The 16,690-nt window shown below is 44.8% G+C and carries 14 protein-coding genes, 1 pseudogene and 2 riboswitches; of the genes and pseudogenes, 5 read left to right on the top strand and 10 right to left on the bottom strand.

The features are described from left to right. Nucleotides 1-80 precede the first annotated feature (80 nt). From QUA23_RS04025 to QUA23_RS04040, 4 genes and pseudogenes are all read right to left on the bottom strand, one after another. Nucleotides 81-300 (bottom strand): annotated as a pseudogene (locus tag QUA23_RS04025) (IS630 transposase-related protein); the annotation flags it as partial. Between the two features lie 83 nt (nucleotides 301-383). After that, nucleotides 384-767, bottom strand: coding sequence for a VanZ family protein (locus tag QUA23_RS04030; protein WP_333074222.1), 384 nt, complete (start codon nucleotides 765-767; stop codon nucleotides 384-386). A gap of 123 nt (nucleotides 768-890) precedes the next feature. Then, entirely contained in the window at nucleotides 891-2,249 is a 1,359-nt protein-coding gene (locus tag QUA23_RS04035; RefSeq protein ID WP_333074221.1) for a DUF3370 domain-containing protein, read from the bottom strand. Nucleotides 2,250-2,409: 160 nt separating this feature from the next. After that, nucleotides 2,410-3,333: a nucleoside hydrolase gene (locus QUA23_RS04040; RefSeq protein ID WP_333074220.1), complete on the bottom strand. Its 924-nt coding sequence runs from the start codon at nucleotides 3,331-3,333 to the stop codon at nucleotides 2,410-2,412. A gap of 79 nt (nucleotides 3,334-3,412) precedes the next feature. On the opposite strand from QUA23_RS04040, the gene QUA23_RS04045 reads away from it, so the two are divergent. Both QUA23_RS04045 and QUA23_RS04050 read left to right on the top strand, forming a co-directional pair. Next, complete coding sequence (locus tag QUA23_RS04045; protein ID WP_333074218.1) at nucleotides 3,413-5,374, top strand: S9 family peptidase; 1,962 nt, start codon at nucleotides 3,413-3,415, stop codon at nucleotides 5,372-5,374. A gap of 210 nt (nucleotides 5,375-5,584) precedes the next feature. After that, the gene (locus tag QUA23_RS04050) at nucleotides 5,585-5,803 is read left to right on the top strand and encodes a hypothetical protein (RefSeq protein WP_333066921.1); all 219 of its coding nucleotides are present in this window, start codon (nucleotides 5,585-5,587) and stop codon (nucleotides 5,801-5,803) included. 212 nt (nucleotides 5,804-6,015) lie between these two features. On the opposite strand, the gene QUA23_RS04055 is transcribed toward QUA23_RS04050, so the two are convergent. The 4 genes from QUA23_RS04055 to ntrB form a co-directional block, all read right to left on the bottom strand. Further along, nucleotides 6,016-6,801 (bottom strand): universal stress protein, encoded by a 786-nt coding sequence (locus tag QUA23_RS04055; RefSeq protein ID WP_333074217.1) that lies wholly within the window; start codon nucleotides 6,799-6,801, stop codon nucleotides 6,016-6,018. A gap of 46 nt (nucleotides 6,802-6,847) precedes the next feature. Continuing rightward, nucleotides 6,848-7,687, bottom strand: coding sequence for a nitrate ABC transporter ATP-binding protein (locus tag QUA23_RS04060; protein ID WP_333074215.1), 840 nt, complete (start codon nucleotides 7,685-7,687; stop codon nucleotides 6,848-6,850). A 105-nt stretch (nucleotides 7,688-7,792) separates the two neighbouring features. Continuing rightward, nucleotides 7,793-9,223: an ABC transporter substrate-binding protein gene (locus QUA23_RS04065; protein WP_333074214.1), complete on the bottom strand. Its 1,431-nt coding sequence runs from the start codon at nucleotides 9,221-9,223 to the stop codon at nucleotides 7,793-7,795. A 65-nt stretch (nucleotides 9,224-9,288) separates the two neighbouring features. Beyond that, entirely contained in the window at nucleotides 9,289-10,137 is an 849-nt protein-coding gene (gene ntrB / locus QUA23_RS04070; RefSeq protein ID WP_333074213.1) for a nitrate ABC transporter permease, read from the bottom strand. A 99-nt stretch (nucleotides 10,138-10,236) separates the two neighbouring features. After that, a riboswitch (cyclic di-AMP (ydaO/yuaA leader) is annotated at nucleotides 10,237-10,449 on the bottom strand. A 169-nt stretch (nucleotides 10,450-10,618) separates the two neighbouring features. Between ntrB and QUA23_RS04075 the strand changes: the two genes are divergently transcribed. Beyond that, nucleotides 10,619-11,815: a sensor histidine kinase gene (locus tag QUA23_RS04075; protein ID WP_333074212.1), complete on the top strand. Its 1,197-nt coding sequence runs from the start codon at nucleotides 10,619-10,621 to the stop codon at nucleotides 11,813-11,815. A gap of 142 nt (nucleotides 11,816-11,957) precedes the next feature. Here QUA23_RS04075 and QUA23_RS04080 read toward each other — a convergent pair whose 3' ends face one another. Further along, nucleotides 11,958-12,125 (bottom strand): hypothetical protein, encoded by a 168-nt coding sequence (locus tag QUA23_RS04080; protein ID WP_333074211.1) that lies wholly within the window; start codon nucleotides 12,123-12,125, stop codon nucleotides 11,958-11,960. A gap of 99 nt (nucleotides 12,126-12,224) precedes the next feature. Next, a riboswitch (cyclic di-AMP (ydaO/yuaA leader) is annotated at nucleotides 12,225-12,437 on the bottom strand. Between the two features lie 170 nt (nucleotides 12,438-12,607). Here QUA23_RS04080 and QUA23_RS04085 point away from each other — a divergent pair. Next, nucleotides 12,608-13,804, top strand: a complete 1,197-nt coding sequence (locus tag QUA23_RS04085) for a sensor histidine kinase (RefSeq protein WP_333074209.1) — start codon at nucleotides 12,608-12,610, stop codon at nucleotides 13,802-13,804. Nucleotides 13,805-13,848: 44 nt separating this feature from the next. On the opposite strand, the gene QUA23_RS04090 is transcribed toward QUA23_RS04085, so the two are convergent. Next, on the bottom strand, nucleotides 13,849-15,186 hold the full coding sequence (locus tag QUA23_RS04090; protein ID WP_333074207.1) for an ArsB/NhaD family transporter: 1,338 nt from the start codon (nucleotides 15,184-15,186) through the stop codon (nucleotides 13,849-13,851). Between the two features lie 200 nt (nucleotides 15,187-15,386). Here QUA23_RS04090 and QUA23_RS04095 point away from each other — a divergent pair, with 200 nt between their 5' ends. Beyond that, on the top strand, nucleotides 15,387-16,670 hold the full coding sequence (locus QUA23_RS04095; RefSeq protein ID WP_333074206.1) for a HAMP domain-containing sensor histidine kinase: 1,284 nt from the start codon (nucleotides 15,387-15,389) through the stop codon (nucleotides 16,668-16,670). Nucleotides 16,671-16,690: the final 20 nt, after the last annotated feature.

Genomic DNA, 16,690 nt, shown 5'->3' on the forward strand with positions numbered 1-16,690 from the left:
ATAAGCTCTGCGTTTTTTGAAGTGTTATTTTTTGGCGCTCGCACTCTCAAATCATCATACCCTAATTCACCAACGCCTATTAATCTTGCTTCGGGATTTTCTTCTACATCTTTTCTAAGTGCTTCCCAGTCTATCTTTCGCTCACGGTGTTCTACCGAAAGTTGCTCGGAGGTCTTCTCTCCTTAGCCATCTGTATATTGTTGCTCTTCCTACTTTAAACAGGGCGGCGGCTTTGGTTATACCCCCTCCATTTTCCACATAATCCACTACTCTTTTTCTCAAATCTAGACTGTCTGCCATTTTTCGGCTCCGAGTTAACAATTTTTCTTGATTTTACATCATCTTGCATTTGTCTCACATTTATTTGAAATGACTATATATCATCAATGTCCTTTTGTTCTATCCCAAACTTCTCCAATCCAATAAAAAACTGCAATCCCGCAAAAACTATATAAAAAATCTTCAATACTAGCAGTACGATTTGGTAAAATGGCTTGCAGCATTTCTTCTGCCGCAGTGAACATAGTAAAAATTGCGGGTCCGAAAGGAATTGAATAATTAAACAAATTGATCTTTTTTTTGCCAGTTGCTCTATGGCACAAAAAAGATGCTATTCCGTACAAAATAAAGTGACCGAGTTTGTCATAAGGCGGATGAGCGAGAGGAAAGTTGACTAATTTCCCCGTACCTGCTAAAAGCATGATACTGAGAAGAATTAAAACGTACACAAAGCAAGCAATTACCCAGAATCTTTTTGAGAAGTTCATCTTGTTTTTTGCCAATACCGACTAGACACCAACCAAGTTCGCGCCCCGCGAAACTAATATCAAATCTGGTTAATTACGCATTGTCTTTGTAGCCGTCTGCCTACCCGTAGCAGCCGCTAAAATTTAATTTGTTTTCACTATCAAAACTTGCGGCGGCGACGCATCTGGCGGATAAATAAAATCTACTTCTACCAGTCGTTTTTCTCCCGATTTCATCTCTAGTTTTACTAAAGGTTCCCCCTGCTGTCCCCGCCGCTGGACTAAATGCACGTAGCGAGTTTGAGGCACTTTACTGTCATCAGTATACCGCACTCGAACCGTTCCCCTAAAAAAAGTTTGAGGTGCCGGAGGTTCTAAAAAATTAAGTCCTCCTGAAGCTAATTTGTCTGTCTTAATTGGAGTTTGAATGGCGACAGTTACAGTTTGATTTTTGCTGGTAAAATTGTACAGCGGCAAGCTGAGACTGTATTGAATTCCGTAATTGCCGTGGGCGCGGTATGCTGTATCTGGGTAGCGGACTAGCATCCTCGCACTTTGCACTTGATTTGTGCCCAGCATTCCGCGCGGGAGGCTGCTTAATGGATAGGAAAATGCAGTTCCGGGTTGGGGAATTGCTAGGTTTGAGGTGGCGGGGTTGTCTGAGAGAAGTGCTCGCCATTGTGAACCTAATGCTACACCAGCAACTCGGCCGTAAATTATTTGACCTTCGGTGATTTCGGGCGGTGTGGGAGTTCGATCGCGCGGCCCGGCTATATTACCATTGTCTAATAAGTTTTGCCATTCTGCTAAGTTGGGCGATCGCTCGTTTCCCTGTCCGTTTTCCTCTGGGTCAACTAGGGCAAACATCGCCAGACTGGCAACATAGACTATACCATCGCTCCGCAACCGCATCAAGGTCGATCGACCGTTTAGCGGCGGTACCAATCCCCGCACTGGTATCGGATGATTCATCAACATTTGGCTTTTTCCCGGTGGAATAATTAACCCAGGCCCAAAGTCTGACTGTCTCCTTCCTCTGAGAATATCATTCACAGCGCGGCTTCCCGGCCCCGCGTAAATATTGCTGTTTGAATTATCGACTTGCGGTGGCAATTCAATAAAAGGTGCATCGGGTTGACTGAGATAACTCGCAGCTTGCAATATATCTAATTTTACTGGTTTATTGCCCGGATTGTAAACAATTACTCCTTGATACAAGGTTCGCAAATCTTCCGGCGAAGGTGCGCGGGCTATGTGGTGGGCAAATATGTCGAAACGTCCTTGAAACGGAAAGTTTAAATGGGCCGCCGGAAATCTTTTACCATCTGGGGGAAATGTCGAAAGCAAAATTCCTTCTTGCAGCACTACTTCTGGACTATTGCTGTTAAATACTGGTATGTTGTCTAACTGTCCGGGGAGAGGTCGCACTTCTTGGATTTGGACTATTTCTTGAGGGGCGGGAGGGGTTTGGGCTAAGGGGATGATTGATAGAGGTGGCAGCATTTTTTGATGTTTTGCATTTGGGAGTTGAGATTTTTTTTTACCGCAGAGGGCGCAGAGGACGCAGAGGAAGAGAGGGAAGAGAAGAGAAAGTAAATCTTCGTGTCATGGCGGGTTTGGTACGGAGTTTTTGCTCGCTTGTCCCTAGCAGATATGGTGATTTTTACCTTTCCCACTGTTGTAATATGTAATTGTAAAAAGTGGCGGTGTCTACTTGATCCATTGCTTGAATTTTTCGCCCTCCACTTTTAACTTTTGTGCGTCCTTGGCTGATGCCTTCGGTAATAATTTCAGTTTCCCATTCTCGCAGTTGGTAAAATTCGGGATGCGCTAAATAAGCGGTTGCCAAAATGTCCCAAAAATAGTAATCTTGAGATATTGCGAGGGCATAACACTGTCCTGCTAAGTCGGAAATTGGATATTGGCGCTGTCTTGCTAAGAGATTGGAAAATTCTACAGTCAGCGGTACATTATTCGTGATATCTAAAGGACACATGACAACGGGAATTTGGGTTTGCCAAATTCTCTCGATTGCTATCGGGTCCCAGTAAGCATTCCATTCCGCCGACATATCTTGTCCGGGTTCCATATCTTTGCTAACATTGCCGATAACATTGAGGGCGCCTCCCATCCAGACAATTTCTTGAATTTTGCTTTCAATTTCTGGCGCGATATCTAAAGCTTGCGCTACTGTTGTTAACGGCCCCGTTACCATTAATGTGACTGGTGCGGCGGCATCCCGCAAAACTCGCACCATAAAGTTTTGTCCGGGTTCTGATATTAACGGCGTGTCAATGGTTCCTTTTTCATTTAGAATGGGAAGTCGATCGACTGCAAAGGAATCTCGCCGAAATAACACCGGAAATGGGTTGAGTCCCCGCACCGTACTCGCCGCCACTGGAACTTCTGAACGCCCCATCAAATCGAGGATTTTGCGCGTTGCACTCACAGCCGGTTGAATGTAGCAGTCCGCCGGAGTTACAATTACTCCCAGAGTTTCGACTTCCTCCATTGTCATTAGCAACACGACTGAGAGATAGTCGTCAACTGCACCGTCGTGATCCATGAGTACGAGTTTTTTTGACATTTTGCTTCCCCGGTGACTGAAGTAGTGTAAAGTACAAATATTAATTTTTTTCTGCGATAAACACAACTGCCTCAACTATATGAATAAAGTATCACCTTACGGCTCTTGGAAATCGCCTATTTCTTCCGATTTAATTGTTTCTGGAACGGTCGGACTCGGACAAATTGCTATTGACGGCGATGATATTTACTGGGTTGAGGGAAGGCCTTCGGAAGCGGGAAGAAGCGTCCTCGTGCGGCGCACTCCTGACGGTAAAATTAGCGACGTGACACCGCATCCTTTTAATGTTCGCACTCGCGTTAACGAATACGGCGGCGCTGCTTTTGCAGTTGCTGGCGGTGTTGTCTATTTTTCTCATTTTGCCGACCAACGTATTTATACTCAAACATTAAATTCTCAACCAGAACCTCTGACACCTACTGCTAATTCTCGCTATGCAGATGCGATAGTTGACAAGCAAAGAAATCGCCTGATTTGCGTGCGCGAAGACCATGCAGGTGAGGGCGAACCTGTCAATACTATTGTTAGCATTAATTTAGAGAACGGCGAAGATATTCAAATCTTAACTCAGGGCAATGATTTTTATGCTTCCCCTCGTTTAAGTCCTGACGGTTCTCTACTTTCCTGGATTTGTTGGAACCATCCAAATATGCCGTGGGATGGCACAGAATTGTGGGTAGCAGAAATTAATGCTGATGGTTCTTTAGGTGAAAAATACTTAGTTGCTGGCGGGGTTGAGGAGTCGATTTTTCAACCGGAATGGTCGCCCGATGGAGTTTTGTATTTTGTTTCTGACAAGTCTAACTGGTGGAATTTCTACCGCTGGCAATCTAGAACCCCCCTCAATCCCTCCTTGGTAAAGGGGGAAGCAGAGATAGAAACCAGCTTGTGCGAAATGGCGGCTGAATTCGGACTGCCTCAGTGGGTTTTTGGAATGTCTACTTATGCCATTGTCTCGGAAAGCCAAATTATTTGCACCTACACTCAGCAAGGCCAGTGGTATTTAGCGAGTCTTGACTTAACGACAAAGCATTTGACAACTATTGAGACGCCTTACACTGATATTTCGTCTGTCAGAGGGCGGGGAGAAGCTGTTGTTTTTCTGGCAGGTTCGCCGACTGAATCTACAGCTATTGTACAACTAAATCTAGCAACAAATCAACTAGAAATATTGCGACAATCGAGCAATTTAAGCATCAATCCGGGTTATCTTTCTGTACCAGAACCTATCGAATTTCCCACGGAAAACAATTTGACTGCTTTCGGTTTCTTCTATCCTCCGAAAAATCAAGATTTTGCAGCACCTGCGGGTGAAAAACCGCCGTTAGTTGTGAAAAGTCACGGCGGCCCCACTGCTGCTACTTCTAGCAGCATGAATTTGAAAATTCAATATTGGACGAGTCGCGGTTTTGCCGTGCTCGATGTTAATTACGGCGGCAGCACTGGTTACGGCAGAGAATATAGAAAAAGACTGCAAGATAGTTGGGGAATTGTCGATGTTGACGACTGCGCTAATGGTGCTAAATATTTAGCTGAAAAGGGTTTAGTTGATGGCGAAAGAATGGCGATCGCCGGAGGCAGCGCAGGGGGGTACACTACTCTGTGCGCTCTTACTTTCCGCGATGTGTTTAAGGCCGGTGCGAGCTATTATGGAGTCAGCGATTTGGAAGCTTTGGCAACGGATACTCACAAGTTTGAAGCGCGCTATCTGGATGGATTGATCGGCCCTTATCCTGAAAGAAAAGATTTGTATGTGGCTCGTTCGCCTATTCATTCCGCCGAACGTTTATCTTGTCCCGTTATCTTTTTTCAAGGATTAGAAGATAAAGTGGTTCCGCCCAATCAAGCGGAAATGATGGTAGAGATATTGAAAGCTAAAGGTTTGCCGGTGGCTTATGTTGCTTATGAAGGGGAACACCACGGCTTTCGCCGCGCTGAAAATATCAAAAGAACTCTTGACGGCGAATTCTATTTCTATTCGCGGGTGTTTAAGTTTGAGTTAGCTGAACCTGTGGAGGAAGTGGTGATTTACAATCTTTAGAAAACATTCAGTTTGCAGTTGCTCGGTCTTCCCTCGCACCTGCAAGCTTTATCATAATTTGCCAATTTTTAAGGTGATTTACTTCACAAATTTTGCTGTTTATTGTCACACGTTTAAAGGCAATAGAGCTATAAATTTTTATAGTGCGATCGCCTTTTGTTAATGCAGAAACGCCCGATCGCGCGATCGTCGAATTTAGACTCAATCGCTATGCAAACTCCTGTCCACCTGATTCCATCTGCTTTGGCCGAGCTGTTTGCCGAAGTGAATCAAAATGGCTACATTACTCTAGCCGATAGGTATGGTTTGATGGCTGCTATTTTTGACGAAAATTTGACTGAGGAAGACAAGCGCTCGATCGATCGGCTGCTGCGCTCTGTGTGCCGGGGAAGGATAAAATTAGTTAACGAATTGTCTATGCTCAGGTAAGTGACGACATTTTTCCTTAAGAGAAATTTTAAACATCTCAATAATCAAAAAAAGTCCCACTTGTCTGTTAGTTGGGACTTCGAGCGAGAAAACTATTGTTAATTTTTTATCGACATAGAACTTACGCAAAAAAATGTTTAGCGCGCGAATTTATAGCGGTAGCGTTCGCACTGCGAACCTTACATATAGTTTTGCGTAAGTGCTGAACAAGTTTAATGTGCAGGTATAGTTGTAGCCAACTGTAACTTGCTCAAACTTTCTTCAGGCTGAACATCCATCTGATAGCTGAGTGCCGAAGGAATCCCGAGTACGCAGCAGGGAAAATTCTTGCCTAGTTCCCTAACCAGCGAGTGGTTTCCCGAATCGCAGCCCAAGAAAAGTAAGTTGGCTGATTCTAATTCAACCACATTTCTCAGCTCTGTAGCAACCCGCCCGATGCGTAAATGAGCTTTGAATAAACCGCGCCACTCCTCAGCTAAACAGCGCGCTTGCCACAGCAACTTATCTGCTACCTCGTACTCATTTTTTTGACCAAAAATTTCTCGAAAATAATGCGGATCGATCCAACTTTTTTGCTGGGATACCGATGGGATTTCGGTTTGTAAAGCCAGCGCAGGCGCTGCACAATTAAGGGCGAATGCTTCCTCTAAATTAGACACTTTCTGCTGTGCGACCAAGGCATTTGCTACAGCAAATTTGCAATTATCTTCACCGTAATTTTTTGGCGATTCGTCGATCACGTAGACGACTTGAACAGTGACTTCTTTAGTTGTTACTAAACGAGTTTGATGCGCCATCCAAAGGGTAATATCCAGAGCTATTTGACTTTGGGGAGAACTGTTGTAACCGACAATAAAATTGATAGTTTTTGCCTGTTTTGGGGATTTTGATTTCTTAGAAACTGGTAATGTTTGCTCTGGCAGCAATACCATTTCTTCTGCTAAATTTTGGTATCCCAATGCACTTTCAAAACGCGCTAACATTGTTTTGAGATTCACAGGCTTAACCTCTCTTAAGTGAATTATTATGTCGATCCGTCGGGTGTTATTCGTCTTGAGTAAAGTAGCGATCGAGAAAATTCAAAGCATAGTTGCGGAGTTCGTAATAATCCTTCGATTCCCGCAACTCCTGGCGATCGCGCGGGTGCGAAAACGGCACTGACAAAATCTCTCCTATTGTCGCCGCCGGACCGTTTGTCATCAGCACAATGCGATCGGACATATAGATAGCTTCATCCACATCGTGAGTAATCATCATTGCAGCTTGTCTGTGATTTTCCCAGATATCCAGCACCTGTTTCTGCAACTTGCCGCGAGTCAGAGCATCCAGCGCTCCAAACGGTTCGTCCATTAATAACATTTTCGGTCGGATCGCCAAAGCTCGCGCAATTCCAACCCGCTGTTTCATGCCTCCTGAAATTTCGTCTGGATATTTATCGGCTGCTGCCGTTAAGTTTACCATTGCTAGGTGTTCGTTGACAAGACTAATCTTCTCGGGACGGCTAAGACTTTGCAAAACTTCATCAACTGCCAGCCGAATATTTTCCCGCACCGTCAGCCACGGCAGCAATCCGTAGTGCTGGAATACCATCATGCGATCGGCTCCAGGTTTGCGAATTTCTTTTCCTTCCAGTGTCACAATTCCCCCGCTCTGTCTTTCCAAACCCGCCACTATTTTTAACAGCGTTGATTTGCCACAGCCAGAGTGACCGATTACCGAAATAAATTCGTTTTCTCCAATACTTAAATTGATATTTTCCAAAACGCTAAAATCGCTACCATCCGCACTTTTATACGATTTGAACAACTTGTCTATTTCGAGAAATTCAGATTTGGTTTTAACTTGGCTGCTGGCTTCAATAGAAGTAGAAAAGTATTGAGTCACGGTCTTCTCCTAAAAAGTAGTAAAGTGTTAATTTGATTTCCGAACGGTTGCGTAAACGGTAAGCTGCACGCCCTCGCAGAGGTTCTGCGTTCAGGAATGTAGGAATTAAGACAGAAAAAAAGACTGAGGGCGGTTTGCTCGAATTTCAAAACTATTCAAATAACCCACCGGATCGCTAGGATCAAATGCCTTTTTATCAATGAAAAGTTCCGCAGGTTCCACTTGGTAATCCTCCTGGGGACAATTGATCCCCATTTCGGCAACAATCTTGCGGTAAAGGTCGGTTCTCCAAGCTTTTTTAGCTAATTCCTCAGCATTTTTTGGCACCTCCTTAATCTGTCCCCAGCGAGCGGCTTGAGTCATCAACCAAATACTCTGAGACTGCCACATAAATGTTGAATGATTTCCGGGTATTTGAGGCAAATTCTTAGGGATGTTGTAGAAAATAGTTGCATCTTCCGATTGTATGGTGCGCTCTTTTTCGTCAAACCCTCCATAGTTGTAGTCGCCAACTATTGCCGGTCGCGTAAATTTGTCGATCGCCCCTTTTTTCGGTCTCGCCCCCGTAAACGATCGCTCAGTCAGCAGCGCCGATATTTCACTGCGATTTTCCGGCTTGCTGCAATACTGACAAGCTTCCACCATTGCCTTAACCAACGAGTAATAAGTCTTGGGATTTTCCTCGATGAATGATTGCATTACTCCCAAAAGGCGATCGGGATGTCCCAGCCAAACTTCCTTCCCTTGCACGAAGGTAAAACCCACTCCCAAATTGCCTTGAATTGCCCGCGTATTCCAAGGTTCGGCTACCATGTAAGCCTGCATGGCGCCAATCCTGATGTTCGTTACCATCTGCGGCGGCGGCACAATAATTACCCGAAATTCTTTGAACGGATCGACACCGGCAGCCGCCGATATGTAGCGGACAAAGTATTCGTAAATAGCAGAACTTAGAACCACTGCCCAAACTCTGTTTTCCGACGGCTGACTGTCAAAAAAGGCCCGAAATTGTTTGCCAAATTCTTCCAAATTGCCGTTGTATTCGTGCCACGGGCGCAAACCGGAATCCCACATAGCTTTGTTCATCGTCATGGCGTTGCCGTGGCGGTGAATTGTCATTGCCGCGCACAGGGGTGCGTGGCGCGCTCCTTCGGCGCCAATTCGGGCGTTTGTGACGGCGCCGGATACCACTGGGGAGGCGTCGAGGCGGCCGAAGATTACGCCGTCGCGGGAGGTTGCCCAGCTTGCTTCGCGGTTGAGTTGGACGTTTAAACCGTATTTGCGGAAAAAGCCTTTTTTCCAGGCGATCGCAAATGGCGCACAATCGTTAACGGGCACGTATCCTACGGTTAAATTTGGTTTTTCTAAGGTTCGGGAATCGACTACCGGCTTTACGGCTAAGGCTTCTTCAGTGAGTCCTTTTGCCGATCGATCCGCGCTAATTCCACAACCAGATAAAGCCATTCCCGCTGCTGCCGATCCGATTCCTTGCAAAAACTCTCGGCGGTTCCATTCATTGGAAAACTTGTCACTCATATTTAATTCTCGATCGCTAATAACTAAATGTCTGTCATCAATAACCCTGAGCTAATGACTAATTACTAATGATTAATGACCGAGCGATGCGTTACCAATTCCTGAACTTTGTCAACTGCAGCGTCGAGCAACAATCCAGTTATGCCAATTACAAACACCGCTAAAAACACCGAACTCAGGTTCAAGCGGCTCCACTCATCCCACACAAAAAAGCCAATTCCCACACCGCCTGTCAGCATTTCCACCGCCACAATCACCAGCCAAGCAATCCCCAAACTAATCCGCAAACCTGTAAAAATGTAGGGCAAACTCGCCGGCCAAATTATTTTGGTAATCCGCCTCCAGCGCGGCATTTCCAAAACTCGCGCCACATCCAGATAATCCTGGGAAACGCTAGAAACTCCCAAAGCTGTGTTGATAATTGTCGGCCACAAAGACGTGATAAATATGACAAAAATTGCCGACGGCTCTGCTAAATTAAAAATCGATAAAGCTATCGGCAGCCAAGCTAGCGGCGACACCGGTTTGAAGATTTGAATCAGCGGATTGAGCGCCATCATTGCCGGTTTCGACATCCCGATGAGAAATCCCACGGGAATTGCAACTGCTGCACCCAGGAAAAATCCCACTAACACCCGCCGCAAACTCGCTAGTAGCAGCCAGCCAATGCCTAAATCTCCCGGCCCGCGCTGGTAAAATGGATGCAATATGTAATCTAAATTAGCTATTAACGCCTGATACGGAGTGGGAATCAAATCGCTGTTGAAGCTGGCAACAATCCACCACAAGCCAAGAATTCCCAAAAAACCAGCCGCCGGCAACAAAACTGCATCTCGGATGACAACGGGTTTTACACGCTTCCACGCTGCAACTCCTGCAAGTGCGATCGCAGATAAATTAAGCTGTATGAACATTTCAATCTCCTTCAGAGTCAGGGCAGGTACAAGAATCTTGAACAATACCAACCTGAGACACTGACGAAGCCAAACAATCTTGTTCAGAAAGTTGGCTTTTCAGTCTCTTCTCAATGCCTGCGAAGTTAGCTGACGGGCTAGGACTGAGAGATGTCCTTCTCTAAAGATTTCAAAATCAAAAATTACACTCAAATTTGGCAATTTTTAACTTTGGTTTTTAATTCTTTAGAAATTCGCCCCGAAAATTGGTTCCTCCGCTCCAGCCACACGCTTGGTTCGATCGCGCATTGGTGGATTAGGCTTGACGTTTTAAGCCAATTTAACTTAAGCTAGCACGACCATTTGATTTTGTCAATATGTCTTTAGAAGTAGCTATTGGCGATCGGCAAAGCTAAAAAGTTGAGATAAAATTCAAAAAATTAATTATTAAACTAACGTAGAGATAAAATACGATCGCTCACTTGATTTATATCTAAGAGCCATGATAGATTTTAGCCAAGCTCTACAAGATCAAATTGACAGAATTACCGAAAACTGGATCGAAGCTGTTCGCGCCGACGAGAAAATCGAAACCGCCAAGCAAATTCCCTACACTTCCGTGCGCGACAGCCTTCCCATTGTACTGCAAGCGATGGTAACTATGCTGTCCGAATCAGAAGACAGTGATGACATGGGGAAAGTCATAGAAGAAAGTTTAGACCACGGGACTGTCAGGGCAACACAAGGTTACGATGCCGAAGAAATTGCGCGGGAATACCGCTTGCTGCGGAGGGTAATTTTCGAGGCTTTAGAGCCAGAATTGCTAAAAGGCTCAGCGGCTGAAGTGCACCGAGCTTACCGCTTAATTGACACTGCCCTCGACGAAGCAATTGCTCAATGTTTCAAAACCTATACCCAGGCAAGATTGCAAGAACTACAGGAGTTGCAAAACCAATTGGAACTTACAAATCAAGAGCTGACTCGCTTACTTCGCGCCAGTCAAGAGAATCTATCTCACTTAGCTCACGAATTGAAAACTCCTCTCACCTCTATTATTGGTTACTCAGAATTGTTTTTGCGCCAAAGAAACAATTCTGAACTTAAAGATTCTGCTCCCAATTTGGCACATATTGATAAAGTCCTCAACAACGGCAGACGGTTACTTAGATTAATTAACGATACTCTCGAAATCTCGCGGTACGACGCGGGACGCATAAAATTGCAGCTAACTGCCACAAATGTGCGATTGGCGATCGGCACTGTTGTCGAAATACTGGAACCTTTGGCTAAAGCAAAAAATTTAGATATCGCCGTTGACTGCGATCCGGTTCTCGATCGAGTAATGACAGATTACTTGCGCTTGCAGCAAATTATCACCAACTTGGCGAGCAACGCCATTCGCTACACCCAAGTTGGTACTATTTTCATAAAAACCGAATTATTGTCAGACACACATTGGAGTATCTGCATCACAGATACAGGAATTGGCATTGCTTCAGAAGACTGCGATCGGATTTTTACGCCCTATTTTCGAGCCAACAACTCCCTGGGTTCTGGGATTCCTGACAGTACCGGCTTAGGGCTAGCAATTGTCGCTCGATTAGTAAACCTCTTGCAAGGTAAAATCGAATTAGTTTCTGAAGTAGGAGTTGGCTCCTCCTTCACTGTAATTTTTCCCTTAGAATTGGATGGATTTTAGATTACTGTTAACTGTTAACTGTTGACTGTTGAATAATGACTGTTGACTGTTGACTGCCAACTGCCAACTAATGACTAATGACTTCTTCAAATCAGAAACCGAATAGTTACATAAACAGCCGCACTTATTAATTGCAGCACCATCACAGGCCGCCCGTAACGCAGAAAAGTTTGAAAAGAAATCCGACGCCCGTGCAGTCAAAACCCGCAGCAGGCAACAAAACTGCATCTCGGATGACAACGGGTTTTACCCGCTTCCACGTTGCAACTCCTGCAAGTGCGATCGCAGATAAATTAAGCTGTATCAACATTTCAATCTCCTTCAAAGTCAGGGCAGGTACAAAAATCTTGAACAATACCAACCTGAGACACTGACGAAGGCAAACAATCTTTTTCAGAAATTTGGCTTTTCTGTCTCTTCTCAATGCCTGCGAAGTTAGCTGACGGGCTAGGACTCAGAGATGTCCTTCTCCTTAGATTTCAAAATCAAAAATTACACTCAAATTTGGCAATTTTTAACTTTGCTTTTTAATTCTGTAGAAATTAGCCCCGAAAATTGGTTCCTGCGCTCCAGCCACACGCTTGGTCTGAGCGCGCCTTGCTGGATTAGGTTTGACTTTTTAAGCCAATTTAACATCAAATATCACGAGCATCTAAGTTTGTCAATAGGTCTTTAGAAGTAGCTATTGGCGATCGGCGAAGCCCAAAAGTTGACAAACAATTCAAAAAATTAATTATTAAACTAGCTTAGAGAGATAAAATGCGATCGCCCACTTATTTCTCTACTTAAGCCATGAGAGACTTTAGCCTCGCGCTGCAAGATCGAATCGACATAATTATACAAAACTGGATCGAAGCTGTACGCTCCGACGACCAACTCGAAAGCGCTAAAGAACTCACCTACAATGGCGTGCGCGACAGCGTTCCAATGGTACTGCAAGCGATCGTAACCATGCTTTCTCAATCCCAAGAGAGCGACATTCGCACACTCGTAGAAAAAAGTTTAGAACACGGAACTCTCAGGGCAAAGCAAGGCTACGACGCCGAAGAAATTGCGCGGGAATACCGCTTGCTGCGCTGGGTAATTTTCGAGGCTTTAGAGCCAGAATTATTCAAAGCCTCTGCCCCCGAAGTCAGCCGAGCTTATCGGTTAATTGACACGGCGCTCGACGAAGTAATTGCTAAATGTTTTCAAACCTTTACCCAGGAAAGATTCCAAGAACTAAAGGATTTGCAAAACCAATTGCAACTTACAAATCAAGAACTGACTCGCTTAGTTCGCGCCAATCAAGAGAACTTATCTCACTTAGCTCACGAATTAAAAACTCCCCTCACCTCTATTATCGGCTACTCAGATTTGTTTTTGCGCCAGCAACAAAACTATTCCGAAATTAAAGGTTCTGTTCCCAATATAGGACATATTGATAAAGTCCTCAACAGTGGCCGACTGTTGCTGAGATTGATCAACGATACTCTGGAAATTTCGCGGTACGAAGCCGGACAAATAAAGTTACAGCTAGCTCCAACCAGACTGCCAGATGTAATCGCCACGGTTGTTGAAATAATCGAGCCTTTAGCGAAAGCCAAAGGTTTAGAGATAGCTGTTGAGTGCCATCTCTCAGACGATCTAGTGGTGACAGATTGCTTGCGCTTGCAGCAAATTATCACCAACTTGGCGAGCAACGCCATTCGCTACACCCAAGCGGGTACTATTACCATAAAAACCGAATTATTGTCAGACAAACATTGGAGTATCTGCATCACCGATACAGGAATTGGCATTGCTCCCGAAGACTGCGAGCGGATTTTTCAACCCTATTTTCGAGCCGACAACTCCCTGAGCTCTGGCATTCCTGACAGTACCGGCTTAGGGCTAGCAATTGTCGCTCGATTAGTCAAGCTCTTGCAAGGTAAAATCGAATTAGTTTCTCAAGTAGGAGTTGGCTCCTCCTTCACTGTAATTTTTCCCTTAGAATTGGAGGGATTTTAGATTACTGTTGACTGTTGACTGTTGACTAATGACTAATGACTTCTTTAAATCAGAAACCGAAGAGTTACATAAATAGCCGCAGCCACCAATTGCACCGCCATCACAGGCAGCCCGTAACGCAGAAAAGTTTGAAAAGAAATCCGGCGCCCGTGCAGTTCAGAAATTCCCGCCGCCACTATATTAGAAGAAGCTCCTACCAAAGTGCCATTTCCACCTAAAGTTGCTCCGTACATCATCGCATAAAACAGCGGCAGCACAGCAGGTGGAAACTGCCCTGCAAAATCGGGAGCCAGCACCTCTGCCGGTGCGAGCCCGATAGTGACAACATACTGTTTTAGCAGCGGCACCATCGCCACTACCAGCGGAATATTTGGCACCACACTCGACATCAAACCCACAAAAAATAACAAAACTAGAGAACCCAGAAAAATATTCTTACCTAAAATAACTGCTAATATTCCAGATATACTGCCGATAACTCCGGTTTTTTCCAAACCGCCAATCAGCACAAAGATAGACATAAAAAATAGCAGCGTGCTCCAATCTAAATCCCGCAAAATATTATTAACAGAATCAATTTGGGAATGGTGAGCTAAGAGCATTGCCAAAGCAGCCCCCAACAAAGCAACTGCCGCAGGTGAAATAGGGACGGGCAGAGACTCTCCTATTACAAAAAACGTCAGCACAAAAGCTATAATTAAGCCGCCTACTGCTAAAATGCGGGGGTGATTGATTTTTGGGTGCGGCAAATGTTCCAAATCGTCTAAGTTCTTGTGCCAAATTTCGCTCCACAGCCAAGGCAACATAACTAATATAACTGCTAATGCGATCGCCCCGCCCAAACTTAACTTTACCAGGTAATCTGTAAAGCTCATGTTAATAGCATCACCGACAATGAATGTCGCCGGATCGCCCACGATTGTTAGCAGTCCAGAACTGTTAGCCACAAATACCATTAAAATCAGTAACGGCACAAAATCTACACCGACTTCTTCTGCCATTGGCGGAATTAATGGTGCTAGCAGCATGACTGTCGTAGCATTCGGCAAAACTGAACAAATTGGCGTAGTAATTGCGACAATACCCAGCAAGAGATTTTTGCCTTTGCCTTTAGCCAAAAGCACAATTTGAGTTGCCAAATACTCGAATACTTTGGTAGGCTCAAAGGCTCTCACCATTACCATGACTCCGAAAAATAAGCCCAGCGTGGCGTGACTTCGACCGATATATTCGATCGCGTTATTTAATGTCATCACGTGGGTAAAAACCAGAATCACCGCTCCCAGAAATGCCGCAACTGTGAGGTGTATCCATTCTGTAATTATTAAGAAAATTACACATATAAATGTTGTTGCAGCAATCACAGCTTGCACGTTTTCCATTTAGTCCCCTGAAAATAATAAAACTTAAAAAGTCTCGGTTCGAGTGAATATACTACTTTCTGGCTCTTCTGTCAATAAATTTAAGTGCTGATTTTGGCAGCAACAAGCTGGGAGCGACTCATCAAGAGTTCTCCGGTACGCGGAAAAAATCACCTCAAAACTACTTCTTTTGGGAGGGTCGCGATCGGCAGAAGTTTGGTATGGCGATCGGGCGATCGCTCAACTACAATGAAGCATGGGCAATCTCTGCCAAACTCAACCCCCACGCAGACATCATGGACTACAGCCAAGTGCTCGCCGACAAAACCGATACTATCGTTCAAAACTGGATTGAAGCAGTTCGTCAGGATCGGAAAATTGAAACCGCTGACGCCTTACCGCACTCAGCAATCGAAAATCACATACCTCATCTGCTGCAGGCGATGACCACAGTGCTTTCCCAATATCAAAACAGCGAAATAAAACTAATAATTGAAGCCAGTTTAGATCACGGATTTCTCAGAGCAGAACAAGGCTACGATGCTGCAGAAGTAGCCCAGGAATACCACTTATTGCGTCAAGTAATATTCTCGCAATTAGAATCAGAATTGCTAGTAGGAACCACCGCCGACGTATTCAGAGCTTTTCGGCTGATAGATGCCGTACTAGACGAAGCAATTGCCCAGTGTTTCAACAGCTACGTCGCTCAGAGACTGCAGGAACTTCAACAAATCCAAACTCAGTTACAACTCACCAATCAAGAACTCTCTCGCCTTGTCAGCGTCCATCAAGAAAACGTCTACCATTTGGCTCACGAACTTAAAACTCCTCTCAACTCAATTATTGGTTATTCCGAACTATTTCTGCGAAAAGAGAAATGGCAATCAGAAGTCAAAGATACCCTCCCCGGCATCGAACACATCGAGCGAGTATTGCGTAACGGCAGACACTTGCTTCGCATGATTAATGACACACTAGAACTTTCTCGCGCCGATGCCGGCAAAATTAAACTTAACCTGCAGCGAACTAATGTACAATCAGTAATTAACACCGTAGTAGAAATGATGCAGCCAATTGCTGATGCTAAAGGACTAAAGCTCGCTGTTACCAGCGACTGCGCCCCAAGACAAGTAATCGCCGACGCACAGCGACTGCAACAAATTCTGATCAACCTGCTGAGCAATGCCATTCGCTATACAGAATCTGGTAGCATCGAATTAAGTTGCCACTCTGCTGGAGAAGGAAAGTGGGCGATCGCAATTACAGATACCGGCATTGGCATTGCCCCCGAAGATACAAAGCGCATCTTTGATCCCTTCTTTCAAGCAGGAGAAGCAGGCAAACAGCTCTTTCCCACCGAAAGCACTGGCCTGGGATTAGCAATAGTATCGCGGCTCGTCACGCTGCTGCAAGGCAAAATCGAGTTAGTATCAGAAATAGGAGTAGGCTCAACTTTTACCGTGATTCTACCCCAAGAAGTTAAAATACTCCAAGAAGTAAGTTAAAGATTAAGTTCAAATTTTTA

Source organism: Microcoleus sp. Pol1C5 (genome assembly GCF_036701115.1).
Classification (GTDB): Bacteria; Cyanobacteriota; Cyanobacteriia; order Cyanobacteriales; family Microcoleaceae; genus Microcoleus.

Bases quoted from the DNA above. Each gene is read 5' to 3' on its own strand.
- QUA23_RS04045 (WP_333074218.1), top strand. From the start codon at position 3,413: ATGAATAAAGTATCACCTTACGGCTCTTGGAAATCGCCTATTTCTTCC.
- QUA23_RS04040 (WP_333074220.1), bottom strand. From the start codon at position 3,333: ATGTCAAAAAAACTCGTACTCATGGATCACGACGGTGCAGTTGACGAC.
- ntrB (WP_333074213.1), bottom strand. From the start codon at position 10,137: ATGTTCATACAGCTTAATTTATCTGCGATCGCACTTGCAGGAGTTGCA.
- QUA23_RS04095 (WP_333074206.1), top strand. From the start codon at position 15,387: ATGGCGATCGGGCGATCGCTCAACTACAATGAAGCATGGGCAATCTCT.
- QUA23_RS04080 (WP_333074211.1), bottom strand. From the start codon at position 12,125: ATGTTGATACAGCTTAATTTATCTGCGATCGCACTTGCAGGAGTTGCA.
- QUA23_RS04050 (WP_333066921.1), top strand. From the start codon at position 5,585: ATGCAAACTCCTGTCCACCTGATTCCATCTGCTTTGGCCGAGCTGTTT.
- QUA23_RS04090 (WP_333074207.1), bottom strand. From the start codon at position 15,186: ATGGAAAACGTGCAAGCTGTGATTGCTGCAACAACATTTATATGTGTA.
- QUA23_RS04085 (WP_333074209.1), top strand. From the start codon at position 12,608: ATGAGAGACTTTAGCCTCGCGCTGCAAGATCGAATCGACATAATTATA.
- QUA23_RS04030 (WP_333074222.1), bottom strand. From the start codon at position 767: ATGAACTTCTCAAAAAGATTCTGGGTAATTGCTTGCTTTGTGTACGTT.
- QUA23_RS04065 (WP_333074214.1), bottom strand. From the start codon at position 9,223: ATGAGTGACAAGTTTTCCAATGAATGGAACCGCCGAGAGTTTTTGCAA.
- QUA23_RS04075 (WP_333074212.1), top strand. From the start codon at position 10,619: ATGATAGATTTTAGCCAAGCTCTACAAGATCAAATTGACAGAATTACC.
- QUA23_RS04035 (WP_333074221.1), bottom strand. From the start codon at position 2,249: ATGCTGCCACCTCTATCAATCATCCCCTTAGCCCAAACCCCTCCCGCC.